Here is a 19,256-nt window from a genome sequence, read left to right on the forward strand (position 1 = left end):
GCCGAGCGCGCCGCCCTGGAGCTGACCGAGCAGGGCACCCGCATCGCCGACGGCGCCGGCGGCATCACCGACGAGGCCTGGGCGAACGCCGCCGAGCACTACGACGACGACCAGCTCGCCGCCCTGGTGGCGTTCATCGCCCTCATCAACGCCACCAACCGCTTCGCCGTGATCAACCGGCAGCGGGGCGGGGCGTACCAGCCCGCCCAGTGACGATCCACAGCACCGACCGAACGACACACCACCCCGCGAGTGAGGACTTTGCCATGGAGCGCTTCGACCTGCTGACCAACGAGCTGGGCGCCAAGATCGCCAAGCGGATCTACAACGTCGCCGTACTGATCGAGAAGTCGCCGCTGCCCAAGGCGACTCAGGATCTGGTGATGCTACGCGCCAGCCAGATCAACGGCTGCGGCTTCTGCGTCGACTACCACACCAAGGACGCCGCGGTGGCGGGCGAGAGCGCGACCCGCCTCCACCTGGTCGCCGCCTGGCGCGAGTCGACGGCGTTCACCGACGCCGAGCGGGCCGCATTGGCGCTCGCCGAGGAGGGCACCCGGATCGCCGACGGCCACCACGGCGTGTCGGATGAGACCTGGGCCGAGGTGCGCAAGCACTACGACGACGACCAGACCGTCGCGCTGGTCTCGCTGGTCGCCATGATCAACGCCAACAACCGGCTCAACGTGATCGTGCGCAAGCCCGGGGGTTCCTACCAGCCCGGCATGTTCACCGACATGGCCAACTGATCGGCGCCTACGGCCACCCCGGATGAGTCCTGCACGCAGGCCGACACCGGCGACCCGAAACGGCCACGGGATGTCCAGGCCGTTTCGGCATGGGCGACGCCCTTGTGCCTTCTGGTCGTCGGGGTGTTCACGAGTACGGCCGACCTGGAGTGGAAGGGGCCATCGCAAGATCGCTTCCCGAACTCATGGAGATCGTTTCCCGCTCAACCTGCGACATGGAGACCGTCATGCCGGCCCCGTGTCGTTTGTGAGCCAGGGCGCCACAGGCCGATGAGGTCAGCGTCGAGCCTCGAAAGTGCCTTTCGTCGGAGGGGGGTGCATGCGCATCACCCGCGCCCGCCAGGACCTTCTCCGAAGTTCACGGCTGGTTGGGGAGCGACAGCGCCCGGGACAAGAGTGCCGGGGATCACGGGCAGAACTGGCGGGTGGTGCCTACGACATGCGGCAGGCGGGGCCTGGCGACATCGCCCGCCGCATGTCGTAGGACGTCAGGTGGCTGGGGCGAATTCGTCGGCATGGTCGGCCGCCCACTGCGCGAGCGTGCGACCCTTCCTGCCGGCGATCTGCTCGAAGGCGGGTGAGACGGACGGTGGCTCGTCGGCGTACTCGGCCTGGTAGCACAGGACGTACTCGGCGATCTCCATGGGGAGCCCGGCCTTGATGTAGGCCTGGCGGGCCTGCCCGAACGTCAGCCCTTCGAACGCGATCGGGCGGCCGAGCCCGGCGCTGATCGCCTCTGCCTGCTGCCGGTGAGTGAGCGCCTCGGGCCCGGTCAGGTCGTAGGCCCGGCCCGCGTGGCCGTCCTGCAGCAGGGCGATCGCCGCGACCTCGGCGATGTCCTCTTCATGGACGGGGACGCCGACGCCGTCGGGGTAGGCGTTGCGGACCACGTCCTCCTTGCGGATGGACTCACCCCAGACATCGAGCTTGTTGACGGCGAACTCGCCGGGACGTATGTGGGTCCAGGTCGCCCCGGAGTCCTCGACGATCCGTTCCACGGCGTGCAGCATCTCGAAGCTCCCGGCCCGCTGTACCGTGACGGCAGCGCCGGACATGCACACGATCCGGCTCACCCCGGCCGCCACGGCGCGGTTGACGAAGACCCGCGCCAGGACGGTCGCATGCTCCGGGTCGAAGAGGCCGGCGATGAGGAACACGCCCTGCACCCCGTCGAACGACAGGTCGCCTGGACGGTTCAGGTCGCCCTGCACGACGTCGACCCCGTCGGGCAGCCCGGCGTCCTCGGGGTTGCGGCTGAGTGCCCGGACGGGCCGTCCGGCCGCGACGAGCCGATCGACCACGTGCCTGCCCACGGTGCCGGTCGCTCCGGTCACAAGGATGGTCATGGAGAACCTCTCTGTGGATACCGACGATGGGTGCGGGCCCGCTGCCGAAGACGGTAGGACAGGTCCGGCAGGCCTCGCATATGGAACGTTCCCACCTTGGTGTTCATGGTGCCCGGGCAGAGGCTCACACAACAACTGTGGAGTGGTTCACCCGTTTTGACCGGAGGCTCAGGTGACGGCCAGGGTGACGGCCAGCACGGCGAGCAGTGAGCCCATGGCGAGACGTTGCGTACGCAGCCAGGAGGGATGGGCGGCCAGGAAGCCGGCGATGCTCCCGGCGGCCAGCACGATCGACAGGTTGACCAGGAGCGCGACGGCGATCTGGATGCAGCCGAGGATGACGCCCTGGAGCAGGACGTTCCCCTGATCGAGATCGATGAACTGCGGGATGATCGACACGTAGAGGATGGCGATCTTCGGGTTGAGCAGGTTGGTCATCAGACCCATCATGAAGAGCCGCCGCGGGGAGTCCGGCAGCACGCGGCCCACCGCGAAGACGGAGACGCCGCCCGGTTTGAGCGTCTTCCAGGCCAGCCACAGCAGGTAGGCGGCTCCCGCGATCCTGATGGCGGTCAACAGTTCGGGGACCGCGGCGAACAGCACCGCCAATCCGAGATTCGCCCCCAGCAGGTAGACGAGGAAGCCCGTCGCGACGCCGGCCAGGGAGATGATCCCGGCCGACCGGCCCTGACTGGTGCTCCTGGAGACGAGATACATCATGTTGGGGCCCGGGGACAGCACCATTCCGAGCGCCACGGACACCACGCCGAGCACCGCACTCTGTTCAATCACGGGCATGAAGCTATCCGTGCGGCAATATCGGTACAATAGGAAAAATTGTACTCGGAGCGATTTTTTGATTGGATGACCGATATGGAGGACTTCCGGCAGGTCGCCGACGCCATCGCCACCGAGATCGAGACGGGGAGACTGCGCCCGGGCGACCGGTTGCCGCCGCAACGGGTCTTCGCGCGCCGGCACGGCATCGCCAACTCCACCGCCGCCCGCGTCTACCAGGAACTCACGCGCCGCGGCCTCACCGTCGGAGAGGTCGGCCGCGGCACGTTCGTACGGGCCGCGACGCCGCAGCAGGGACTGGCCCTGACCGAGCCTGCGACCAGCACGATCGACCTCGAACTCAACTACCCCGTCGTGCCCGGGCAGGCGAAGCTGCTCGCCGACGGCATCGGCCCGTTGTTGCGGCCCGACGTGCTGGAGTCGGCCATGCGGCCGGTCGGCGCCGCGGGCACCCCGCAGGCGCGCGGCGCCGTCGCCGACCTGCTCACCCGGGCGGAATGGCGTCCTGATCCGGATCGGGTGCTGTTCGCGGGCAACGGCCGCCAGGCGATCGCCGCCGCCATCGCCGCGATCGTCCCTCCGGGCGGGCGGCTCGGCGTGGAAGAGCTCACCTACCCCGTACTCAAGGCGATCGCCGCCCGCCTCGGCGTCACGCTCGTCCCGTTGCGCATCGACGGGGCCGGCCTCGACCCGGCGGCCGTCGAGGCCGCGGGGCCGCTCAAGGCCGTCTACCTGCAGCCGACGTTGCACAACCCGCTGTCGTTCAGCATGCCCGTGGAGCGCAGGGCCGAGCTCGCGGCTGTCCTCGCGCGCCTGGACCTACCCGCGATCGAAGACTCGATCTGGTCCTTCCTCCGCGAGGACCTGCCGCCCCTGGCCGCTTTCGCACCCGAGCGGACGATCCTCGTGGACAGCCTGTCCAAACGGCTCGCAGCCGGCCTGTCGCTCGGCTTCGCCCACATGCCGGGCCCCGCCGTCGCAGGCGTGGCGGCGGCCCTGCGCTCCGGGGGGTGGACGCCGATGCGGTTCGCGCTGGAGTCGGCCACCCGGTGGCTGACCGACGACACGGTGCGGTCGATCGCCCAGGCCAAGCGGCAGGATGCCGCCACGCGCCAAGCGCTGGCCGCCCGTCACCTCGACGGCTTCGCGATACAGAGCGACCCGTGCTCCTACTACTGCTGGTGGGAGCTCCCGCCGCCGTGGCGAACCGACACGTTCGTGGCAGCCGCCGCCAGGCACGGCATCGCCGTCACCCCCGCCGCCGCCTTCGCCGTCAGTGGCACCAACGCGTCCAACGCCGTCCGCCTCGGCCTCGCCTCCCCCTCCATCCCAACGCTGTCCCACGCCTTGGCCACCCTCGCCGGCCTCGCCCGCTCCAGCCCGTACGACCTCATGGCGGAGTGACGGGCTCCAGCCATCGAGCGGCCCGCGGTTCCGATGCCGGAATGGGAAGAGTCAGACCATTCCCGGGCGCTTCGTGGCGCCGGGTCAGTCCGTGGTGAGGGCGTCGAGCAGGTCGCCCACTTTGGCGTCGGGCACGGACTTGGCCACTTCGGCGAGCGCGACGATCCCGACGAGCCGGTGCCCGTCGATGACCGGCAGGCGCCGCACGCGGTGGCCGGCCATGGTGCGCAGGATCTCGCGGGCGTCGTCGTCGGCGCCGACGGTGACGGCCTCGCCCTGGGCCAGCTCGCCCGCCCGGCACTGGGCCGGGTCCTTGCCCGCGGCCAGCACCTTCACCACGATGTCGCGGTCGGTGAGCATGCCCTTGAGGCGGTCGTCGGAGCCGCAGATGGGCAGCGAGCCGACGTCCATGCGGGCCATCTTCTCGGCGGCCACCAGCACGGAATCCTCGGCGCTGACGCACTCCGCGTGCGGGGTCATGATCTCTCGTGCGGTCGGCACGGTGTTCCTCCTCGTCTCGGGGTCCCGCCCGACTGCCCGCCGCCCGGCCGCCGAAACCGGTCGCCTAGCGCGGCCGGCCGTCCGGGCCGGGGGCGGGCAGCGGGAGGCGCAGGGCGAAGCAGGGGCCGTCCGGGGTGTCCTCGATCTCCAGGTCGCCCTGGTGGGCGCGGGCAATGGCGCGGGAGATGGCCAGGCCCAGCCCGCTGCCCCCGGGATCGCGCCGGCGTCCCTCCGACAGGCGGACGAAGGGGTCGAACACCCGCTCGCGGTCGTCGGGCGCGACGCCCGCGCCGTCGTCGCGGACCGAGACCACCGCTTGGCCGTCGCGGCGCTCCACCCGGACCTCGACCACCGTGCGGGTGTGCCGCTGGGCGTTGACCAGCAGGTTCGTCAGCACCTCGCCGAGCTGGACGCGGTTGCCCAGCACCTGGAGGTCCTCCTCGACGTGCACCCGGATCAGCAGCCCCGCCCGCCGGCCGGCGACCTCCTCCCGGACCAGCTCGCCGAGCCGCACCGGCTCCCGGTCGTGCGGGGAGGCCGTGCGGACGCGGGCCAGCAGCAGCATCTCCTCGATGATCACCTGGAACCGGTCGGCGGTGGACAGCGCGTCGCTCAGGGCGGCGCGGGGGTCCACGTCGGGGTAGGTCAGCGCCTCCTCCAGCCGGGCGCGCAGGCCGGTCAGCGGCGTGCGCAGCTCGTGGGAGACCATGGAGGAGAAGTTGCGCTGCTGCTCGACCGCCTCCTCCAGGCGGGCCAGCGTCCTGTTGGCGGTACGCGCGAGCTCGGCCACCGCGTCGCCGCCGGGCGGCTCGGGCACCCGCTTGCTCAGGTCGGTGACGGTGATCTCGGCCATCCTGGCCCGCATCGCCTCGACCGGCCGCAGCGTACGCCCGATCAGGAACGCGGCGATCCAGGTGATCAACGCGCTGACGGCCAGGCCCCCGGCGACGATGATCAGCTCCAGGCGGTGGGTGGACAGCAGCGGCGGCTCCACCCGGGCGGCGTAGACGACGTGGGGCGCGCCGCGCCACAGGAACCGCTCCTCCTGCGGCGAGGGCCGGGTGGCGGTGAACATCAGGCACTCGTCCCCCCGGCAGGCCACGCCGTGCCGGATACGGTCGTCGGAGGGCGGCCAGAGTGTGCTGATGGGCGGCCTGCTCCGAGCGGCGCGGCTGGCCGCGACCACCTGGCCGCGGGCGTCCACGAGCTGGATGAGGTCGACGTAGGACGTGGTGACCGGGGGTGGGAAGGTGGTGCCCATCGAGCCGATCCACTCGGTGGTGGCCCGCTGGGTGTCGGCGAAGACGTCCTGCCGGATCCTGTCGCGGATCAGCAGGTCGAGGGCGACGCCGATCGCCGCGCAGACGACGAGCGACAACACGGCGGTCGCCAGGATGAGACGCGCCTGGACCGAGAGCCGGAGCGACCGCAGGGCCCCCACCCCCTCACCGGTCTCGCCCGGGACTCCTGCCGCCCACATGCTCTCAACCCGGCTCTCATGGCACGCCCAAGGAGCGGCAATGACCTCGTCGGCGGCGCTGCGCAGTTCAGCAATTGATCCCGCAATGGCAAGGGATATACACGAATAACCGATTTACCGTGACTTATACCGACCGTCAGGTTCGTCAATACAAATGCCCGATTCAATTCATGGCGGCCGCCGCGGATCCTGCTGTACGATCACCATTCGTGGCAGCGGGGCTTTCCGGTGGCGCCGAATGTGTCGGGGGTTCGGGCGATTCGGGCCCACGCCCGTCCGTGCGCGCCGCGATCATCCCCTTGCCCGGCCAGAGATCGCGCCGGCCGTCAGGAGAGAGCATCGTGAAGATCGCACACGCCGCCGCCGCGCTGGCCCTCGTCACGGGCCTCGCGGCCTGCGGCGGCGCCCCGGCCCCTCCACCCACCAGCGGCTCGGGGAGTTCCGGCGGGCTGGAGAAGACCCAGCTCCTCGTCGGCGTGGTGCCGGTGCCGTCGGCGGCGCCACTGTTCATCGCCGAGAAACGCGGTTTCTTCAAAGCCGAGGGGCTGACGGTCAAGACCGAGATCATCCAGGCCCCTCAGGCGGTCATGCCGAAAATTCTCAACGGCAGCATGGACGCGTTCCTGACCTCCTACGTCTCGCTGCTGTCCATCAACGATTCCGGCGCGGCCAAGCTCAAACTGTTCCAGCACAGCCAGGAGTCGGCCCCCGGAGTCGCGTCCGTCGTCGTGCCCAAGGGGTCGCCGGTCAGATCCGCCACCGACCTGAAGGGCAAGACGGTCGCGGTCAACGTGCTCAAGGCGCTGGGCCAGACGGTCACCAACGCCCACCTCCAGCAGGCCGGGCTCGCCCCCGACGACGTCAAGTACGTGGCGATGCCGTTCAACGAGCAGCTAGGCGCGCTGGCCTCGGGCAAGGTCGACGCCGCCTGGCTGGTCGAGCCGTTCCTGACCGCCGCCAAGAAGGCGGGCGGCACCGAGGTGATCGACACCATGTCGGGCCCCACCGCGGGCATCCCGATCGACGGCTGGGGCGTGTCCGAGTCCTGGCTGGCCGCCAACCCCCGCACCGCCGCCGCCTTCCACCGCGCCCTGGCCAAGGCCCAGGGCGTCGCCGCCGCCGACCGCAAGGCGATCGACGAGGTCATCCCGACGTACACGCAGATCGACGCGGCGAGCGCGGCGGCCATGAAGCTCGGCGTCTTCTCGATGGAGCCGCCCCGGGAGGGCTTCCAGAAGCTGGCCGACCTGCTCGTCGGCTACGGCTACCTGAAGAGCAGGCCCGACGTCGGCACGCAGATCGCGACCGGCCTGGAATGATCACGCGAGGCGGGCGGCTGGTTCTGGGAGCGGCCGGGGTCGCCGGGGCGCTGGTCCTGACCGAGGCCGCGGGCCGAGCCGGGCTCATCGACCCCGGGGTGCTGCCGTACGCCTCCGACGTCCTGGCCGCCGCGGCCGGGCTGGCGGCTGACGGCGCCTTCCACGCGCAGGTGCTGGCCACGCTCGGCGCGTGCGCGGCCGGCCTGCTGATCGCGATCGCGGTGGCGGTGCCGGCCGGGCTGCTGCTCGGCACGGTGCCGGTGGTGGAACGCTCGGCGCGGCCGCTGGTGGAGTTCCTGCGGCCGATCCCGTCGGTGTCGCTGATCCCGCTGGCCATGTTCCTGTTCCCCGACAGCGCCGACGCCAAGACCTCGCTGATCGTCTACACCTGCTGCTGGCCGCTGCTGGTCAACACCATGTACGGCCTGTCCGACGTCGACCCGCAGGCCAAGGAGACGCTGCGCAGCTTCGGCTTCGGCCCGCTGGCGGTCGTGCTGCGGGTCTCGCTGCCGAGCGCCGCGCCGTTCGTCGCCACCGGCGTGCGCATCTCCGTCGGGGTCACCCTCATCGTCGCCGTCAGCGTGGAGCTCATCGCGGGCGGCGACGGCATCGGCACGTTCCTGCTCCAGGCCGGCAGCGCCAACCACGTCGACCGGGTGCTGGCCGGCACGCTGTGGGCGGGCCTGCTCGGGCTGGCGGCCAACCTGCTGGTCACCACGGCCGAGCGGCGGCTGTTCCGCTGGCACCACGCCCGCGCGCAGGGCGCGGCGTGACCCGGCCGGGGCCGGGCGGGGCCGTGGCGACCGTCTGGCGGCGGGCGCGCCGCCACTGGCTGCTGCCCGTGGTGGCGGTGTTGTGGGAGCTGGTCGCCCGGCAGGCGGCGGCCGTCTACTTCCCGCCGCCCAGCACGATCCTGGCGCGGCTGCGCGAGATGTGGTTCTCCGGCTCGCCGGGCCGGCTGTTCCTGACCGACGAGGCGGTCGCCGACCTGCTGCCCAGCCTCGGGCGGCTGGTGGCGGGCTGGGCGCTGGCCGCGCTGGCGGGGGTGGCGCTGGGCCTGGCCCTGGGCCGCCTGGAGTGGCTGGCGGCGCTGGCCGAGCCGCTGCTGCATCTCGGCCGCTCGGTGCCGCCCGCGGCACTGCTGCCGGTGTTCCTGCTGCTGTTCAAGATCGGCACCCCGATGCAGCTCGCCTCGATCGTGTACGGGGTCGTGTGGCCCGTACTGATCAACTCGATGGACGGCGGCCGCCACGTCGACCGCGGCTACCTCGACACCGGCCGGGTCTTCCGCCTGTCGGCGGCCACCCGCCTGTTCCACGTCGTCCTGCCCGCCGCCGCGCCGAAGATCCTGGCCGGGCTGCGGCTCAGCGTGTCGCTGGCGCTGATCATGATGGTGATCTCCGAGCTGTACGGCAGCAGCGAGGGCATCGGCCACCGGCTGCTGGAGGCGCAGAGCCAGTTCGACATCCCGGCCATGTGGGCCGGCATCGTGCTGCTGGGCGTGCTCGGCGTGGCGCTCAACTCGATCTTCCTGGCGGCCGAGCGGGGGCTGCTGCGCCGCTACGCCCGCGCCTGACGCTCAGCCCCGGCCGTGCAGGCGTTCGATGACCTCGCGTTGCCGGGCGAGGTGGAAGCCGCGGTCCGGGGCGGTGTCCAGGTCGGCGGGCCGTTCGACGTCGTGCGCGGCGTACTCGCGCGCCCACAGCCCGGTCTTGACCCGGCTGGGCAGGTTCGCCATGCCAGGCCGGCGGCGGGCGCGGCGCAGCGCGGCCAGGTCCAGCTCGGCGGCGGCGACCAGCGTCTCCCCCGGCCCCGCCTGGGCCAGCGCGCGGCCCTCGTGGTCGATCACCTCCGAGCCGCCGTTGACCGAGTCGCCCGGGATCGCGATGCCGGACAACCCCGCGGTGTTGGCCGAGACGACGAAGGCCAGGTTCTCCACCGCACGGGCGCGGCGGGCGACGGCCTTGGGCGTCAGGGCGGGCGAGTACGCCTCGGAGGTCGGGTTGCAGAACACCTCCGCGCCGCGCAGCGCCAGCGCCCTGGCCAGCTCGGGCACCAGGATCTCCTCCGAGGCGAGCGCGGCCAGGTTGCCGATCTCGGTGCGCGCGACCGGCAGCACGCCGTCGAGGCCGTACCGGTCGAGGTAGCGTTCCCACACGTCGTACGGCGTGGGCGTGAACAGCGAGTGCAGCCGCCGGTAGCGCAACACCGCCTCCCCCGCCGGGGAGAGGATCACGCACGCCTGGAAGTACAGGCCGGGGAAGTGCTCGTCGCGCTCGTAGGCGTTGACGCACAGGAACACGTCGTTGTCGGCGGCGATCGCGGCCAGCGCCCGGTACTCGGGCCCGTCCACGTCGAGTGCGGCCTTCTCGCGCCACTCGGCCGGGCCCTGCCCGGCGGGGAAGCCGGTCAGGACGTACTCCGGCAGCACCACCAGCCGCAGGGCGGGGCCGAGCCACGCCTTGCTGCCGCCGACGCGCTCCGCCACCCGCCCGACGGCGGCGGCCAGGTCGGCGCGGTCGGTGACGGCCCTGGCCGCGATCTGGAGCGCCAGGGCGGTGCAGGCGGTCATGTCAGGCGGTCCTGTGCTCGTCGATCAGGGTGCGCCGGACACACTCGCCGTTCCTGATCCACTGCCAGGTGCGGCTGCGGGAGTCGCCGTCCGGGCTCAGCACGATCAGCTCGAACAGCCGCAGGTCGTCGCCCTCGGCCTTGAAGCGCCAGGTCAGGTAGATGGTGTTGTCGTCGAGCTCCCAGAACTGGCCGGTCAGCCGGTCGGTGTCGAACGCGCACCGGCCGCCGCCCAGGTACGTGCCGGGGAACTCGTGCACCTCGGTGCGGCCGTCGTCCCAGCGGTAGCGGTTGGTCTGGTGGTAGCCGGTGTCGTCGACGATCGCGCAGGTCATCTCGACGTGGTGGCGGTCGATCACGGCGCCGTCCTTGTCGACGTGCACGTACTCGCCGGCCCATTCGCCCTCGTGGCGGGCCAGCAGCGGCATCTCGGCACGCAGTCCCATGCTCTATCCCTCCCTGGGGTGCCACCACGGGTCGGCGGCGCCGGACCGGTTGATCAGGTACGCCCTGCGGCGCAGGAACCGGCCGATCGAGGCGGCGCCCATGCGCGAGCCGCCGAGCCCCGACAGGCCGAAGGAGTTCTTCTCGCCCTCGTGGACGAGCGCGGTCAGCGCGGCGTCGTTGACGCTGACCGCACCGGCGTTCAGCCGGGCCGCGACGGCCAGCGCCTCCTTCTCGGTGGCGGCGAACACGGCGGCCGACAGCCCGTACGCGCTGTCGTTGGCCAGCTCCACCGCCTCCTCCGCCCCGGAGACGGCCATGACCGGCAGCACCGGCCCGAACGTCTCCTCGGTCATGACCAGCATGTCGTGCCGCACCCGCGACAACACGGTGGGACGGCACCACAGCCCGCCGCCGTGCCGCTCGATCGCGCCCCCCGTGTGGGTCAGCGCGCCCTTGGCGGCGGCGTCGGCCAGGTGGGCCGCGATCACGCCGGCCTGCGCGGGGTCGATGATCGGCCCGATGGGGCCGCCCTCGCAGGTCAGCCGGGTTTGCGCGGCCCCGTCGGCGAGCAGGCCGAGGAAGGCGTCGCAGGCGTCGCGCTCGACGTAGACGCGTTCGATCGACTGGCAGGACTGCCCGGCGTTGGCCGTGCCGCCCCACAGGACGGCCTCGGCCGCCCGTTCCAGGTCGGCGCCCGCCAGCACGATCGCCGGGTCCTTGCCGCCCAGCTCCAGGTGGGCGGGGACGAACGCGCGCGCCGCGGCCTCGGCCACCCGGCGGCCGGTCGGCACGCTGCCGGTGAACACGACGGTGTCCACCAGCCCGACGAGCCGTTCGCCGGTCTCGGCGGCCCCCTCGACCAGCCGCAGCGGCAGCCCGGCCGGGACCAGCCGCATCAGCGGCTCGATGAAGCGCGGCGTCACCTCGCTCGGCTTGACCAGCACCGCGCAGCCGGCCGCCAGCGCGGGCAGCGCGTCGATCAGGGCGAGCAGCAGCGGGAAGTTCCAGGGGCTGATCACCCCGGCCAGCTCGTACGGCACCGCGTCGCCGCCCACGGCGATGCCCGGCAGCGCGGCCGGCCGTTCGGGCGGGGGCGCGAGCAGGGCGGGGGCCTGGCGCGCCCAGCGTTCGGCGAGCCCGGCGGTGAGCTGCCGTTCCAGCCTGGACTCGGCCTCCCGGCCCGTGTCGGCCACCAGCGCGGCCAGCAGCTCGTCGTCGGCCGCCAGCGCCCGGCCGAACGCGGCCAGCACCTCGCCCCGGTCGGCGGCCCGGTCGGGGGCCCGCCAGGCGGGGGCCATCGCGCGCAGCCCGGCCGCGATCTCCGCCAGCCGGCCGGGGCCGACGGGCGCGAGCGGCCGCTCGGCGCGCCCGGTGCGCGGGTTCCTGACGACGTGCCCGGTCGAAGGCGTCACGAGGCCCATTCTGAGCACGTTGACCGGCGCGGTGTCCAGCCGTACGCTACCCCGAATGATCTTCGATGCCGGGGAGCTGCTGCGGGTGCGCGCGGCGCTGCGCGCGGCCGGCTGCGAGGTGTGGATCGCCGGCGGCTGGGGCGTCGACGCCCTCGTCGGCCGGGCCACCCGCGACCACCACGACCTCGACCTGCTGCACCGGGCCGAGCAGGAGCCGCGCGTGATCGGGGCGCTGGAGGCGCTCGGCTACACCGAGCGGGACGGCGCGGTGCCCGGCCGGCCGGCCCGATTCGTCATGGCCGACGACCTCGGCCGCGAGCTCGACCTGCATCCGCTCCGCTTCGCCGCGGACGGCTCGGCCGTGCAGGACCTCGACGACCGGGGCGGCGCGCTCTTCTACCCGGCGGCCGCCTTCGCCTCGGGCACGGCCGCCGGGCGGCGCGTGCCGTGCCTGTCGGCGGCCCAGCAGCTCGCCTTCCACCAGGGGTACGAGCCGAGGGCACACGACCTGCACGACCTGGCGCTGCTGCGGGACCTGCCCGGAGTCACCGGCGGCTGAGGCCGGTCAGCTCTGGAGGAGCGCGGCGATCGTCGCCAGCAGCGCGATCGGGCCCATGACGGCCACCGTCACCACGGTCGCGCTGCGGCCGGGCAGCAGGCGGGCCAGCACGCGTGCTGCCCTGCGCCGCGCGGGCCCTGCGCCGGGCAGCACGAACAGCCCCAGCGTGAACGCGCCCGCCGCCAGGGCCTCGGCGTGGCTGGTGCTCGATCCGGCCGCCTCCAGCAGGCCGGCCACGCCCAGGCCGCAGGCCAGCGACAGCAGCAGGCTCCCCATGCCCACGAGCGCGGCGCGGGACGGCGTCGGCCGCTCCTCGGACAGGAAGTGGTCGGCGACGCGCAGCGCCAGCGAGAGCGCCACCGCCAGCAGGCCGCCGACGACCGGCGTGACGACGGTCGTGGCCGACAGCGTCACCAGCGCCAGCACGCCGACGAACGCGCTGCTGGTCACGAAGCGCCGCAGGTCGAACGGCTCGGCGGGGGCGGCGGGCTCGGGGGCGGGCCGCGGGCGTTCCCACTGCCGGTCGGCGTGGACGGTGGGGGCGGGCGGCGCCGGCTGCTCGTGGTGGCCGCGCGGCGCGTACTCGACCGGCGGGAGCAGGGCGGAGACGGCGTCCATGGTGAGCGTGCTGGCGCCGGGCGGTTCGGGCGCGAGCGGGCGGCCGCCGGGGTCGAGCGCACCGGCCTGCCGCAGCAGCTCCCGGGCGACGGGCCGGGCCGCCGGGTCGACGCGCAGCGCGCCGGCCAGCCAGCCGCGCAGCCACGCGGGGGCCTCGTCGAGCCGCGCCCGTCCCTCCATGGTGTTGAAGCAGACGGCCTCGAACGACCCGGTGCCGAACGGCGGCAGCCCCGTGGCCGCGAAGAACACCGTCGAGGCCAGCGCGTGCACGTCGGCCGCCGGGGTGACCTGCGAGGCCCGGATGATCTCCGGCGCCAGGTAGCCGGGCGTGCCGACGAACATGCCCGACTGCGTCAGGCGGGCCGCGTCGACCAGGTGGGCGATGCCGAAGTCGATGACCAGCGGCTCGCCGCCGACCAGCATGACGTTGGCCGGTTTGAGGTCGCGGTGGATCACGCCGGCCGCGTGGATGTCGACCAGCGCCTGGCACAGCCCGCGCGCGAGCCTGACGACCGCGTGGGGCTCCAGGGGGCCGTCGGTCAGGACGGCCTGCTCCAGCGTGCGCCCGTCGGCGAAGCGCGTCACGACGTAGGGCCGGGGGGCGTCGAACTCGGCGTCGACGACCTCGGCGACGTACCGGCTGCGCACCCGGCGCATGGTCTCCACCTCGCGCACCAGGCGGTCGCGCGCCTTGAGGTCGGCGGCGACGTGCGGATGCAGCACCTTGATCGCGACCTGGCGGCCCGCGCCGTCGAGACCGAGGTGGGCGACCCCCATGCCGCCTTCGCCGATCTTCCTGATCACCCGGTAAGGGCCGAGATGCTCCTGCGTCTGAGCACTCATCCTCGACGTCATCCTCCGTGTTCCCCCGTTGTTCCCCCGCCGGCCGTGCACCGGCGCGCGGCGAGGATCATTCTCCCGCAGCGCACCCCCCGAGATGCACAGTAAGCGAAGATCGAGCGAAGTGCGGCGATATGGAAGGCGGTATGAAATCAGAGCCAGCCGCGGGCGGCCGCCTCCGCGCCCGCCTGGAAGCGGCTGGTCACGCCGAGGCTCTCCACCACGGCGGCGATCTTGCGGGTGGCCGTCCTGGGGCTGACGCCGAGGTGACGGCCGATGGCCTCGTCCTTGAGCCCGGCGTTGAGCAGGCGCAGCACGAGCAGGTCCGCCTCCGCCGGGCGTTCCTGCGCCGCCTGCGGCAGCCCGGCCAGCGGCCGGCCGCGCTCCCAATAGACGTCGAACAGCTCGACCAGGGCGTCCAGCAGCCGCGAGGGGTGCAGCAGGGCGATGTTGTCGTAGACGCCGTCCACCAGCGGGAACAGGCCGATCCTGCGGTCGGCGATGCGCAGCTTGAACGGCAGGTGCGCGACGAACCTGGACCGCTCGCCCTCCTCGGCCAGCCGGATCAGCGTCTCCAGACGGCCGGGCCGGTCCAGGGACTCGGCGCAGTAGACCACCCGGATGTCCACGCCGCGCGCCAGCAGCTGCCGGGTGCCGGCCAGCTCCGACTCGTTGGTGTCGTGGGAGTCGTCGGGGCGGCCCACATAGGGCGGACGGTCGAAGCCGAGCAGCTCCACGCCGACCGTCCGCTGCAACTCGGTGATCACCCGCTTGACGGCCTCCTCACCGGCCAGCACCTCGACCACGCCTGCGGGCCCCGAGCCCATCCGGCCGGAGTGGTAGAGCTGGGCGAAGTCCGACACGACCGTCCGGACCGCCGCGAGGCGCGCCTCGGTCTCCAGGCGCCGGCGGTCCACCAGCCACTCGATCGCCGCCTCCGGCGGCACGGCCTCGTACCGGCCGGGTCCGGTGCGGCGCAGCAGCCCGGCGTCGGCCAGACGGGCCAGCCCGGCGCGCACGCGGGCGGGGCCGGTCTCCAGCGCGGCCGCGGCCTGGGACGTGCGCAGGCCGGGCCCGCGCAGCAGCAGCCGGTACAGCCGCTCGTCGAAGTCCGACAGGCCCACCGCGCCGAGCACAGAGCCGTCCGCCACAAAGCACCTTCCGAAAATGTCGTTTTTGGTCACGTGGCCGAAAATGTCAGCACTATATCTCGACACTGATCTCCACTGGACGCTTGACTCCATGGCGGCCCTCCGGTGATCCTCCCCGGACGGGTGACCAGGCTCGTCCCCCTTGAGGAGCAATGTCCCGCAACACCCGCGTTCACCGCGCACTGGCACTGGCCGCCGCGCTGGCGGTCACCGCCGCCGTCCCGGCCGTGGCCGGGCCCGCAGCGGCAGCCGCCCCGCCCGCCGCCCCCTCCCCCGGCCCGTCCCCCTACGTCGTCACCCTGACCGAGTCGCCTTTGGCCACCTACGACGGCGGCGTCACCGGCATCGCGCCCACCAAGGGCGGCAAGGGCAGGAAGGTGGACACCACCAGCCCCCACGCCAGGCGCTACCGCGACCGCCTGACCGCCCGGCAGGACGAGGTGGCCCGCAGCGTCGGCGCGTCCGCCACCGCCCACCACGTGGTCGCCTCCAACAGCTTCACCGCCGACCTCACCCCGGCCCAGGCCCTGCGGCTGCACGCCACCCGGGGCGTGCTCTCGGTCACGCCGGACGTCCTGCACAAGGCCCTGGACGACCGGAACTCCACCGACTTCCTGCGCCTGTCCGGCGACCGCGGCCTGTGGGCCGCCCTCGGCGGCACCGGCAAGGCGGGCAAGGGCGTGGTCGTCGGCGTCGTCGACACCGGCATCTGGCCGGAGAACCCGTCCTTCGCCGGCCCCGCCCTCGGCACCGAGCCGCCCGGCGGCGCCGACCCGTACCGTCCCTATCTCAAGGACGGCGCCACGGTCATGCGGAAGGCCGACGGCGGAACGTTCACCGGCAGCTGCCAGACCGGGGAGCGCTTCACCGCCGACCTGTGCAACGGCAAGCTGGTCAGCGCCCGCTACTTCGGCGAGCAGTGGCTGCGGCAGACCCCGCCGCAGCAGCGCGACGACTTCGCCTCACCGCGCGACGCCCAGGGCCACGGCTCGCACACCGCCGGGACCGCGGCGGGCAACCACGGCGTCCCGGCCGCCGCGAACGGCATCGACTTCGGCACGGTGTCCGGCGTCGCGCCGGGCGCGGCGATCGCCGTCTACAAGGCGCTGTGGCAGGGCAAGGACGGCGGCACGACGGGCGGCTTCAGCTCCGACCTCATCGCGGCCATCGACCAGGCGGTGGCCGATGGCGTGGACGTGATCAACTACTCGATCGGCAGCGCGATGTCGGAATCGCCCGCCGACGACCCGATCCAGCTCGCCTTCCTGGCCGCCGCCCAGGCCGGCGTCTTCGTCGCGACCGCCGGCGGCAACTCCGGCCCCGACGCCTCCACGCTGGACAACACCGCGCCCTGGACGACGACCGTCGCCGCCGGCACGATCGCGCCCCGCCGGGGCGAGGTCCGGCTCGGCGACGGCGCCGCCTACCGGGGCATCAGCACCTCGGTCGTCGCGCCGCTCGGCCCCTTGCCGCTGGTCGCCGCCGTGTCGGTGAAGGCCGGCCAGGCGGCCGACGCCGACGCCGAGGTGTGCGCGGCCGGCTCGCTCGACCCGGCCAGGGCCGCCGGGAAGATCGTCTACTGCGCGCGCGGGACGACGGCCCGCGTGGAGAAGTCGGCCGAGGTCAGGCGGGCCGGCGGCGTGGGCATGGTGCTGGGCAACCCGACCCCGCAGTCCACCGACGCCGACCTGCACGCCGTGCCGACCGTGCACGTGGACGCGCCCGACGCCGGGAGGATCGCGGCGTACGCGGCCACGCCGGGCGCGACGGCCACCCTGCTCCCGGCCCCCGCCGACGGCGTGGCCTACCCCGAGGTGACCAGCTTCTCCTCGCGCGGCCCCGCCCTGTCCGCCAAGGGCGACCTGCTCAAGCCGGACGTCACCGCCCCCGGCGCGGCGATCCTGGCCGCCGTGGCGCCGCCCGGCAACGACGGCAAGGACTTCGACTTCTACTCCGGCACCTCGATGGCCACCCCGCACATCGCCGGCCTGGCCGCCCTCTACCTCGGCCGGCATCCCCAGCTGTCGCCGATGGCGATCAAGTCGGCCATGATGACCACCGCCTACGACACCAGGACCCCGGACGTCTTCGCCCAGGGCGCCGGGCACGTGGACCCGTCCCGCATGTTCACCCCCGGCCTGGTCTACGACGCCGGGCCGAAGGACTGGTACGGGTTCCTGGAGGGCCTCGGCGTGGCCACCGGCACCGGCGTGGCGCCGCTGGCCGCCTCCGACCTGAACTACCCGACGATCGCGGTGGCCGAGCTGTTCGGCTCGCGCACGGTCACCCGCCGGGTGACAGCGCTCACGCCGGGCGTCTACCACGCCTCGATCGAGGTGCCCGGGTTCAGGGCGAGGGTCAAGCCGTCCACGCTGGTGTTCAAGGAGGCCGGCCAGGCCAGGGAGTTCACCGTCACGCTGGAGACGCTGCCCGAGGCCACCGGCGGGACCGCCGCCGGGCGGCTCACCTGGACCGGGGCGGGCATCAGCGTGCGCAGCGCGATCGTGGCCACGCCGCTGAGCGCCAGGGCGCCCGCCGAGGTGCGCGGCTCGGGCGCGGCCGGCTCGCTCTCCTTCGAGGTGACGCCGGGGCTGAAGAAGTTCCAGGTCACCCCGTACGGGCCGGTCTCGGGAGCCGAGACGCCCGGCACGGTGAGCCAGGACGAGGTGTGGGGCCGCGAGATCCCGATCACGGTGCCCGAGGGCGCCAGGGCCGCCGCGTTCCGCATCAAGGCGGCGAACCCGGACGCCCAGGTGGGCGGCCTGCTCGTCTACGAGGGCGCCGGCGGGCGCGAGTTCGAGGCCTGGCTGTCCAGCCCGGACGGCGACCACCGCGCCGCGCTCTCCCGCCCGCGGCCCGGCAGGCACACCTTGATCGTGCTCAGCCTCGGTGACCTGCCCGGGACGGCGTCCACGGCGTTCACCACCCAGGCCGACATCGTGGAGGCGGGCCACGCGCGTGGCGCGCTCACCGTGACGCCGGCCCGCCCGAAGGTGACCGCCGGCACGCCGTTCACGCTGACCGCGTCCTGGACGGGCGCGACCCAGCGCGTCAACACCGGCTACGTCGAGTACCCCAACGGCGCCGGGACGATCGTCACGATCAACTAGCCGCCCGCCGCTCCGGCCGCCACTCCGGCCGCCACGGGAGAACCCGTCCGAACCGGACGAGTTCCCCGTAGTGGCCGGGGTCCACCGGGCCGAGGGCCAGGTCGAGCAGGGGGACGGCGGCCTGCTCCGGCGAAGGCGCGCCGCTGACGTCCCACCACAGGCCGGACGTCGGCGTGTTGATCATCCCGGGGCAGACGGCCGCCAGCAGGATCCCGCGGCGGGCGTCCTCCTCCCGCCGCCGTCCGGCCAGCGCCCGCACCGCGGCGACCTGCCAGACCTTGGACGGGATGTTGACGAACCCCGGCCAGGACTGGGCGCGGGCGCTCCCGTCCTTGACCGCGTCGCGCCAGGCGGCCACCTGCGCGTCCACCTCCTCCAGGGTGGTCAGCCCGTCGAAGCGGTCGTGCAGGACGGGGGCCACGTGGTGCAGCGTGCCCAGCGAGCTGCCGACCACCAGGAACCTGCCGCCGTCCCGGACCAGCGGGGCGAAGGCGCGCAGGAGCCGGGTGGTGCCGAAGTTGTTCACCTCGGTGTAGGCGTCGATGAGGGCGCGCATGTCGTCGTCCGGGCCGACGCGCATGACGGCGTTGCCGGCGACGACGTCCACGCCGCCGTGCCGCTCGCGCAGCAGGCCGGCGAACTCGGCGGCGGCCCGCGGGTCGGCCACGTCGAACAGCTCGCCGCGGACCCGGGCGCCGGTCGCCGGCATCGCCGCCACGGCCGCGGCCACGCGGGCGGCGTCGCGCCCGGTGAGGTAGACGGTGTCGTCCGGCGTCATCCGGCGGGCCAGCCCTTCGACGAGGGCCAGTCCGAGCCCCTGCGTCGCGCCGGTCACCAGGGCGACCTTCGGGGTGGTGCTCATGGGTGCTCCTTCGGGGAATGGTTCTGCGAGCCGGTGCGCGCTCCCGGCACCGGCCAGGTTAGGAGCGGCCGGGGGCATTCGGGTAGCGA

At 73.3% G+C, this 19,256-nt stretch carries 17 protein-coding genes and 1 pseudogene; 8 read left to right on the forward strand and 10 right to left on the reverse strand.

Features of this window, described 5'->3' with window-relative positions; genetic code table 11:
• Both AB0J71_RS35180 and AB0J71_RS35185 read left to right on the forward strand, forming a co-directional pair.
• A pseudogene (locus AB0J71_RS35180) lies at positions 1-213 on the forward strand (carboxymuconolactone decarboxylase family protein); the annotation flags it as partial.
• Positions 214-266: 53 nt separating this feature from the next.
• Complete coding sequence (locus tag AB0J71_RS35185; RefSeq protein WP_364418225.1) at positions 267-749, forward strand: carboxymuconolactone decarboxylase family protein; 483 nt, start codon at positions 267-269, stop codon at positions 747-749.
• Positions 750-1,237: 488 nt separating this feature from the next.
• Here AB0J71_RS35185 and AB0J71_RS35190 read toward each other — a convergent pair whose 3' ends face one another.
• Together AB0J71_RS35190 and AB0J71_RS35195 are read right to left on the reverse strand one after the other, a co-directional pair.
• Positions 1,238-2,095, reverse strand: coding sequence for an NAD(P)H-binding protein (locus tag AB0J71_RS35190; RefSeq protein ID WP_352327410.1), 858 nt, complete (start codon positions 2,093-2,095; stop codon positions 1,238-1,240).
• A 168-nt stretch (positions 2,096-2,263) separates the two neighbouring features.
• Positions 2,264-2,893: a LysE family translocator gene (locus AB0J71_RS35195; RefSeq protein WP_364391897.1), complete on the reverse strand. Its 630-nt coding sequence runs from the start codon at positions 2,891-2,893 to the stop codon at positions 2,264-2,266.
• A 66-nt stretch (positions 2,894-2,959) separates the two neighbouring features.
• On the opposite strand from AB0J71_RS35195, the gene AB0J71_RS35200 reads away from it, so the two are divergent.
• Complete coding sequence (locus tag AB0J71_RS35200; protein WP_364418227.1) at positions 2,960-4,297, forward strand: PLP-dependent aminotransferase family protein; 1,338 nt, start codon at positions 2,960-2,962, stop codon at positions 4,295-4,297.
• Between the two features lie 84 nt (positions 4,298-4,381).
• On the opposite strand, the gene AB0J71_RS35205 is transcribed toward AB0J71_RS35200, so the two are convergent.
• Both AB0J71_RS35205 and AB0J71_RS35210 read right to left on the reverse strand, forming a co-directional pair.
• A complete protein-coding gene (locus AB0J71_RS35205; RefSeq protein WP_352327407.1) occupies positions 4,382-4,798 on the reverse strand; it encodes a CBS domain-containing protein in 417 nt (138 codons plus the stop codon).
• A 64-nt stretch (positions 4,799-4,862) separates the two neighbouring features.
• Positions 4,863-6,278: a HAMP domain-containing sensor histidine kinase gene (locus AB0J71_RS35210; RefSeq protein ID WP_364418229.1), complete on the reverse strand. Its 1,416-nt coding sequence runs from the start codon at positions 6,276-6,278 to the stop codon at positions 4,863-4,865.
• A 341-nt stretch (positions 6,279-6,619) separates the two neighbouring features.
• Between AB0J71_RS35210 and AB0J71_RS35215 the strand changes: the two genes are divergently transcribed.
• From AB0J71_RS35215 to AB0J71_RS35225, 3 genes are read left to right on the forward strand one after another with little or no spacing between them, the layout of a single operon-like run.
• The gene (locus AB0J71_RS35215; protein WP_352327405.1) at positions 6,620-7,597 is read left to right on the forward strand and encodes an ABC transporter substrate-binding protein; all 978 of its coding nucleotides are present in this window, start codon (positions 6,620-6,622) and stop codon (positions 7,595-7,597) included.
• Positions 7,594-8,370 (forward strand): ABC transporter permease, encoded by a 777-nt coding sequence (locus AB0J71_RS35220; protein ID WP_352327404.1) that lies wholly within the window; start codon positions 7,594-7,596, stop codon positions 8,368-8,370. The genes AB0J71_RS35215 and AB0J71_RS35220 overlap by 4 nt, the downstream gene beginning before the upstream one ends.
• Positions 8,367-9,173, forward strand: coding sequence for an ABC transporter permease subunit (locus AB0J71_RS35225; RefSeq protein ID WP_364391903.1), 807 nt, complete (start codon positions 8,367-8,369; stop codon positions 9,171-9,173). Before AB0J71_RS35220 ends, AB0J71_RS35225 begins: the two co-directional genes overlap by 4 nt.
• A gap of 3 nt (positions 9,174-9,176) precedes the next feature.
• On the opposite strand, the gene AB0J71_RS35230 is transcribed toward AB0J71_RS35225, so the two are convergent.
• From AB0J71_RS35230 to AB0J71_RS35240, 3 genes are read right to left on the reverse strand one after another with little or no spacing between them, the layout of a single operon-like run.
• Complete coding sequence (locus tag AB0J71_RS35230) at positions 9,177-10,169, reverse strand: nitrilase-related carbon-nitrogen hydrolase (protein ID WP_352327402.1); 993 nt, start codon at positions 10,167-10,169, stop codon at positions 9,177-9,179.
• Between the two features lies 1 nt (position 10,170).
• Positions 10,171-10,614, reverse strand: a complete 444-nt coding sequence (locus tag AB0J71_RS35235; protein WP_352327401.1) for a hypothetical protein — start codon at positions 10,612-10,614, stop codon at positions 10,171-10,173.
• Positions 10,615-10,617: 3 nt separating this feature from the next.
• Positions 10,618-12,027, reverse strand: a complete 1,410-nt coding sequence (locus tag AB0J71_RS35240) for an aldehyde dehydrogenase family protein (protein ID WP_364418231.1) — start codon at positions 12,025-12,027, stop codon at positions 10,618-10,620.
• 55 nt (positions 12,028-12,082) lie between these two features.
• Here AB0J71_RS35240 and AB0J71_RS35245 point away from each other — a divergent pair, with 55 nt between their 5' ends.
• Entirely contained in the window at positions 12,083-12,586 is a 504-nt protein-coding gene (locus AB0J71_RS35245) for a hypothetical protein (RefSeq protein ID WP_364418233.1), read from the forward strand.
• 6 nt (positions 12,587-12,592) lie between these two features.
• Here AB0J71_RS35245 and AB0J71_RS35250 read toward each other — a convergent pair whose 3' ends face one another.
• Both AB0J71_RS35250 and AB0J71_RS35255 read right to left on the reverse strand, forming a co-directional pair.
• Positions 12,593-14,047 (reverse strand): serine/threonine-protein kinase, encoded by a 1,455-nt coding sequence (locus AB0J71_RS35250; RefSeq protein WP_364391912.1) that lies wholly within the window; start codon positions 14,045-14,047, stop codon positions 12,593-12,595.
• A gap of 149 nt (positions 14,048-14,196) precedes the next feature.
• Complete coding sequence (locus tag AB0J71_RS35255) at positions 14,197-15,195, reverse strand: hypothetical protein (protein ID WP_352326451.1); 999 nt, start codon at positions 15,193-15,195, stop codon at positions 14,197-14,199.
• A 152-nt stretch (positions 15,196-15,347) separates the two neighbouring features.
• Between AB0J71_RS35255 and AB0J71_RS35260 the strand changes: the two genes are divergently transcribed.
• On the forward strand, positions 15,348-18,305 hold the full coding sequence (locus tag AB0J71_RS35260) for a S8 family serine peptidase (RefSeq protein ID WP_364418235.1): 2,958 nt from the start codon (positions 15,348-15,350) through the stop codon (positions 18,303-18,305).
• Here AB0J71_RS35260 and AB0J71_RS35265 read toward each other — a convergent pair.
• The gene (locus tag AB0J71_RS35265) at positions 18,298-19,167 is read right to left on the reverse strand and encodes an SDR family NAD(P)-dependent oxidoreductase (RefSeq protein ID WP_352326455.1); all 870 of its coding nucleotides are present in this window, start codon (positions 19,165-19,167) and stop codon (positions 18,298-18,300) included. The genes AB0J71_RS35260 and AB0J71_RS35265 overlap by 8 nt on opposite strands.
• Positions 19,168-19,256 lie beyond the last annotated feature (89 nt).

The sequence above is a fragment of the Nonomuraea sp. NPDC049637 genome (assembly GCF_040675235.1).
Lineage (GTDB): Bacteria > Actinomycetota > Actinomycetes > Streptosporangiales > Streptosporangiaceae > Nonomuraea.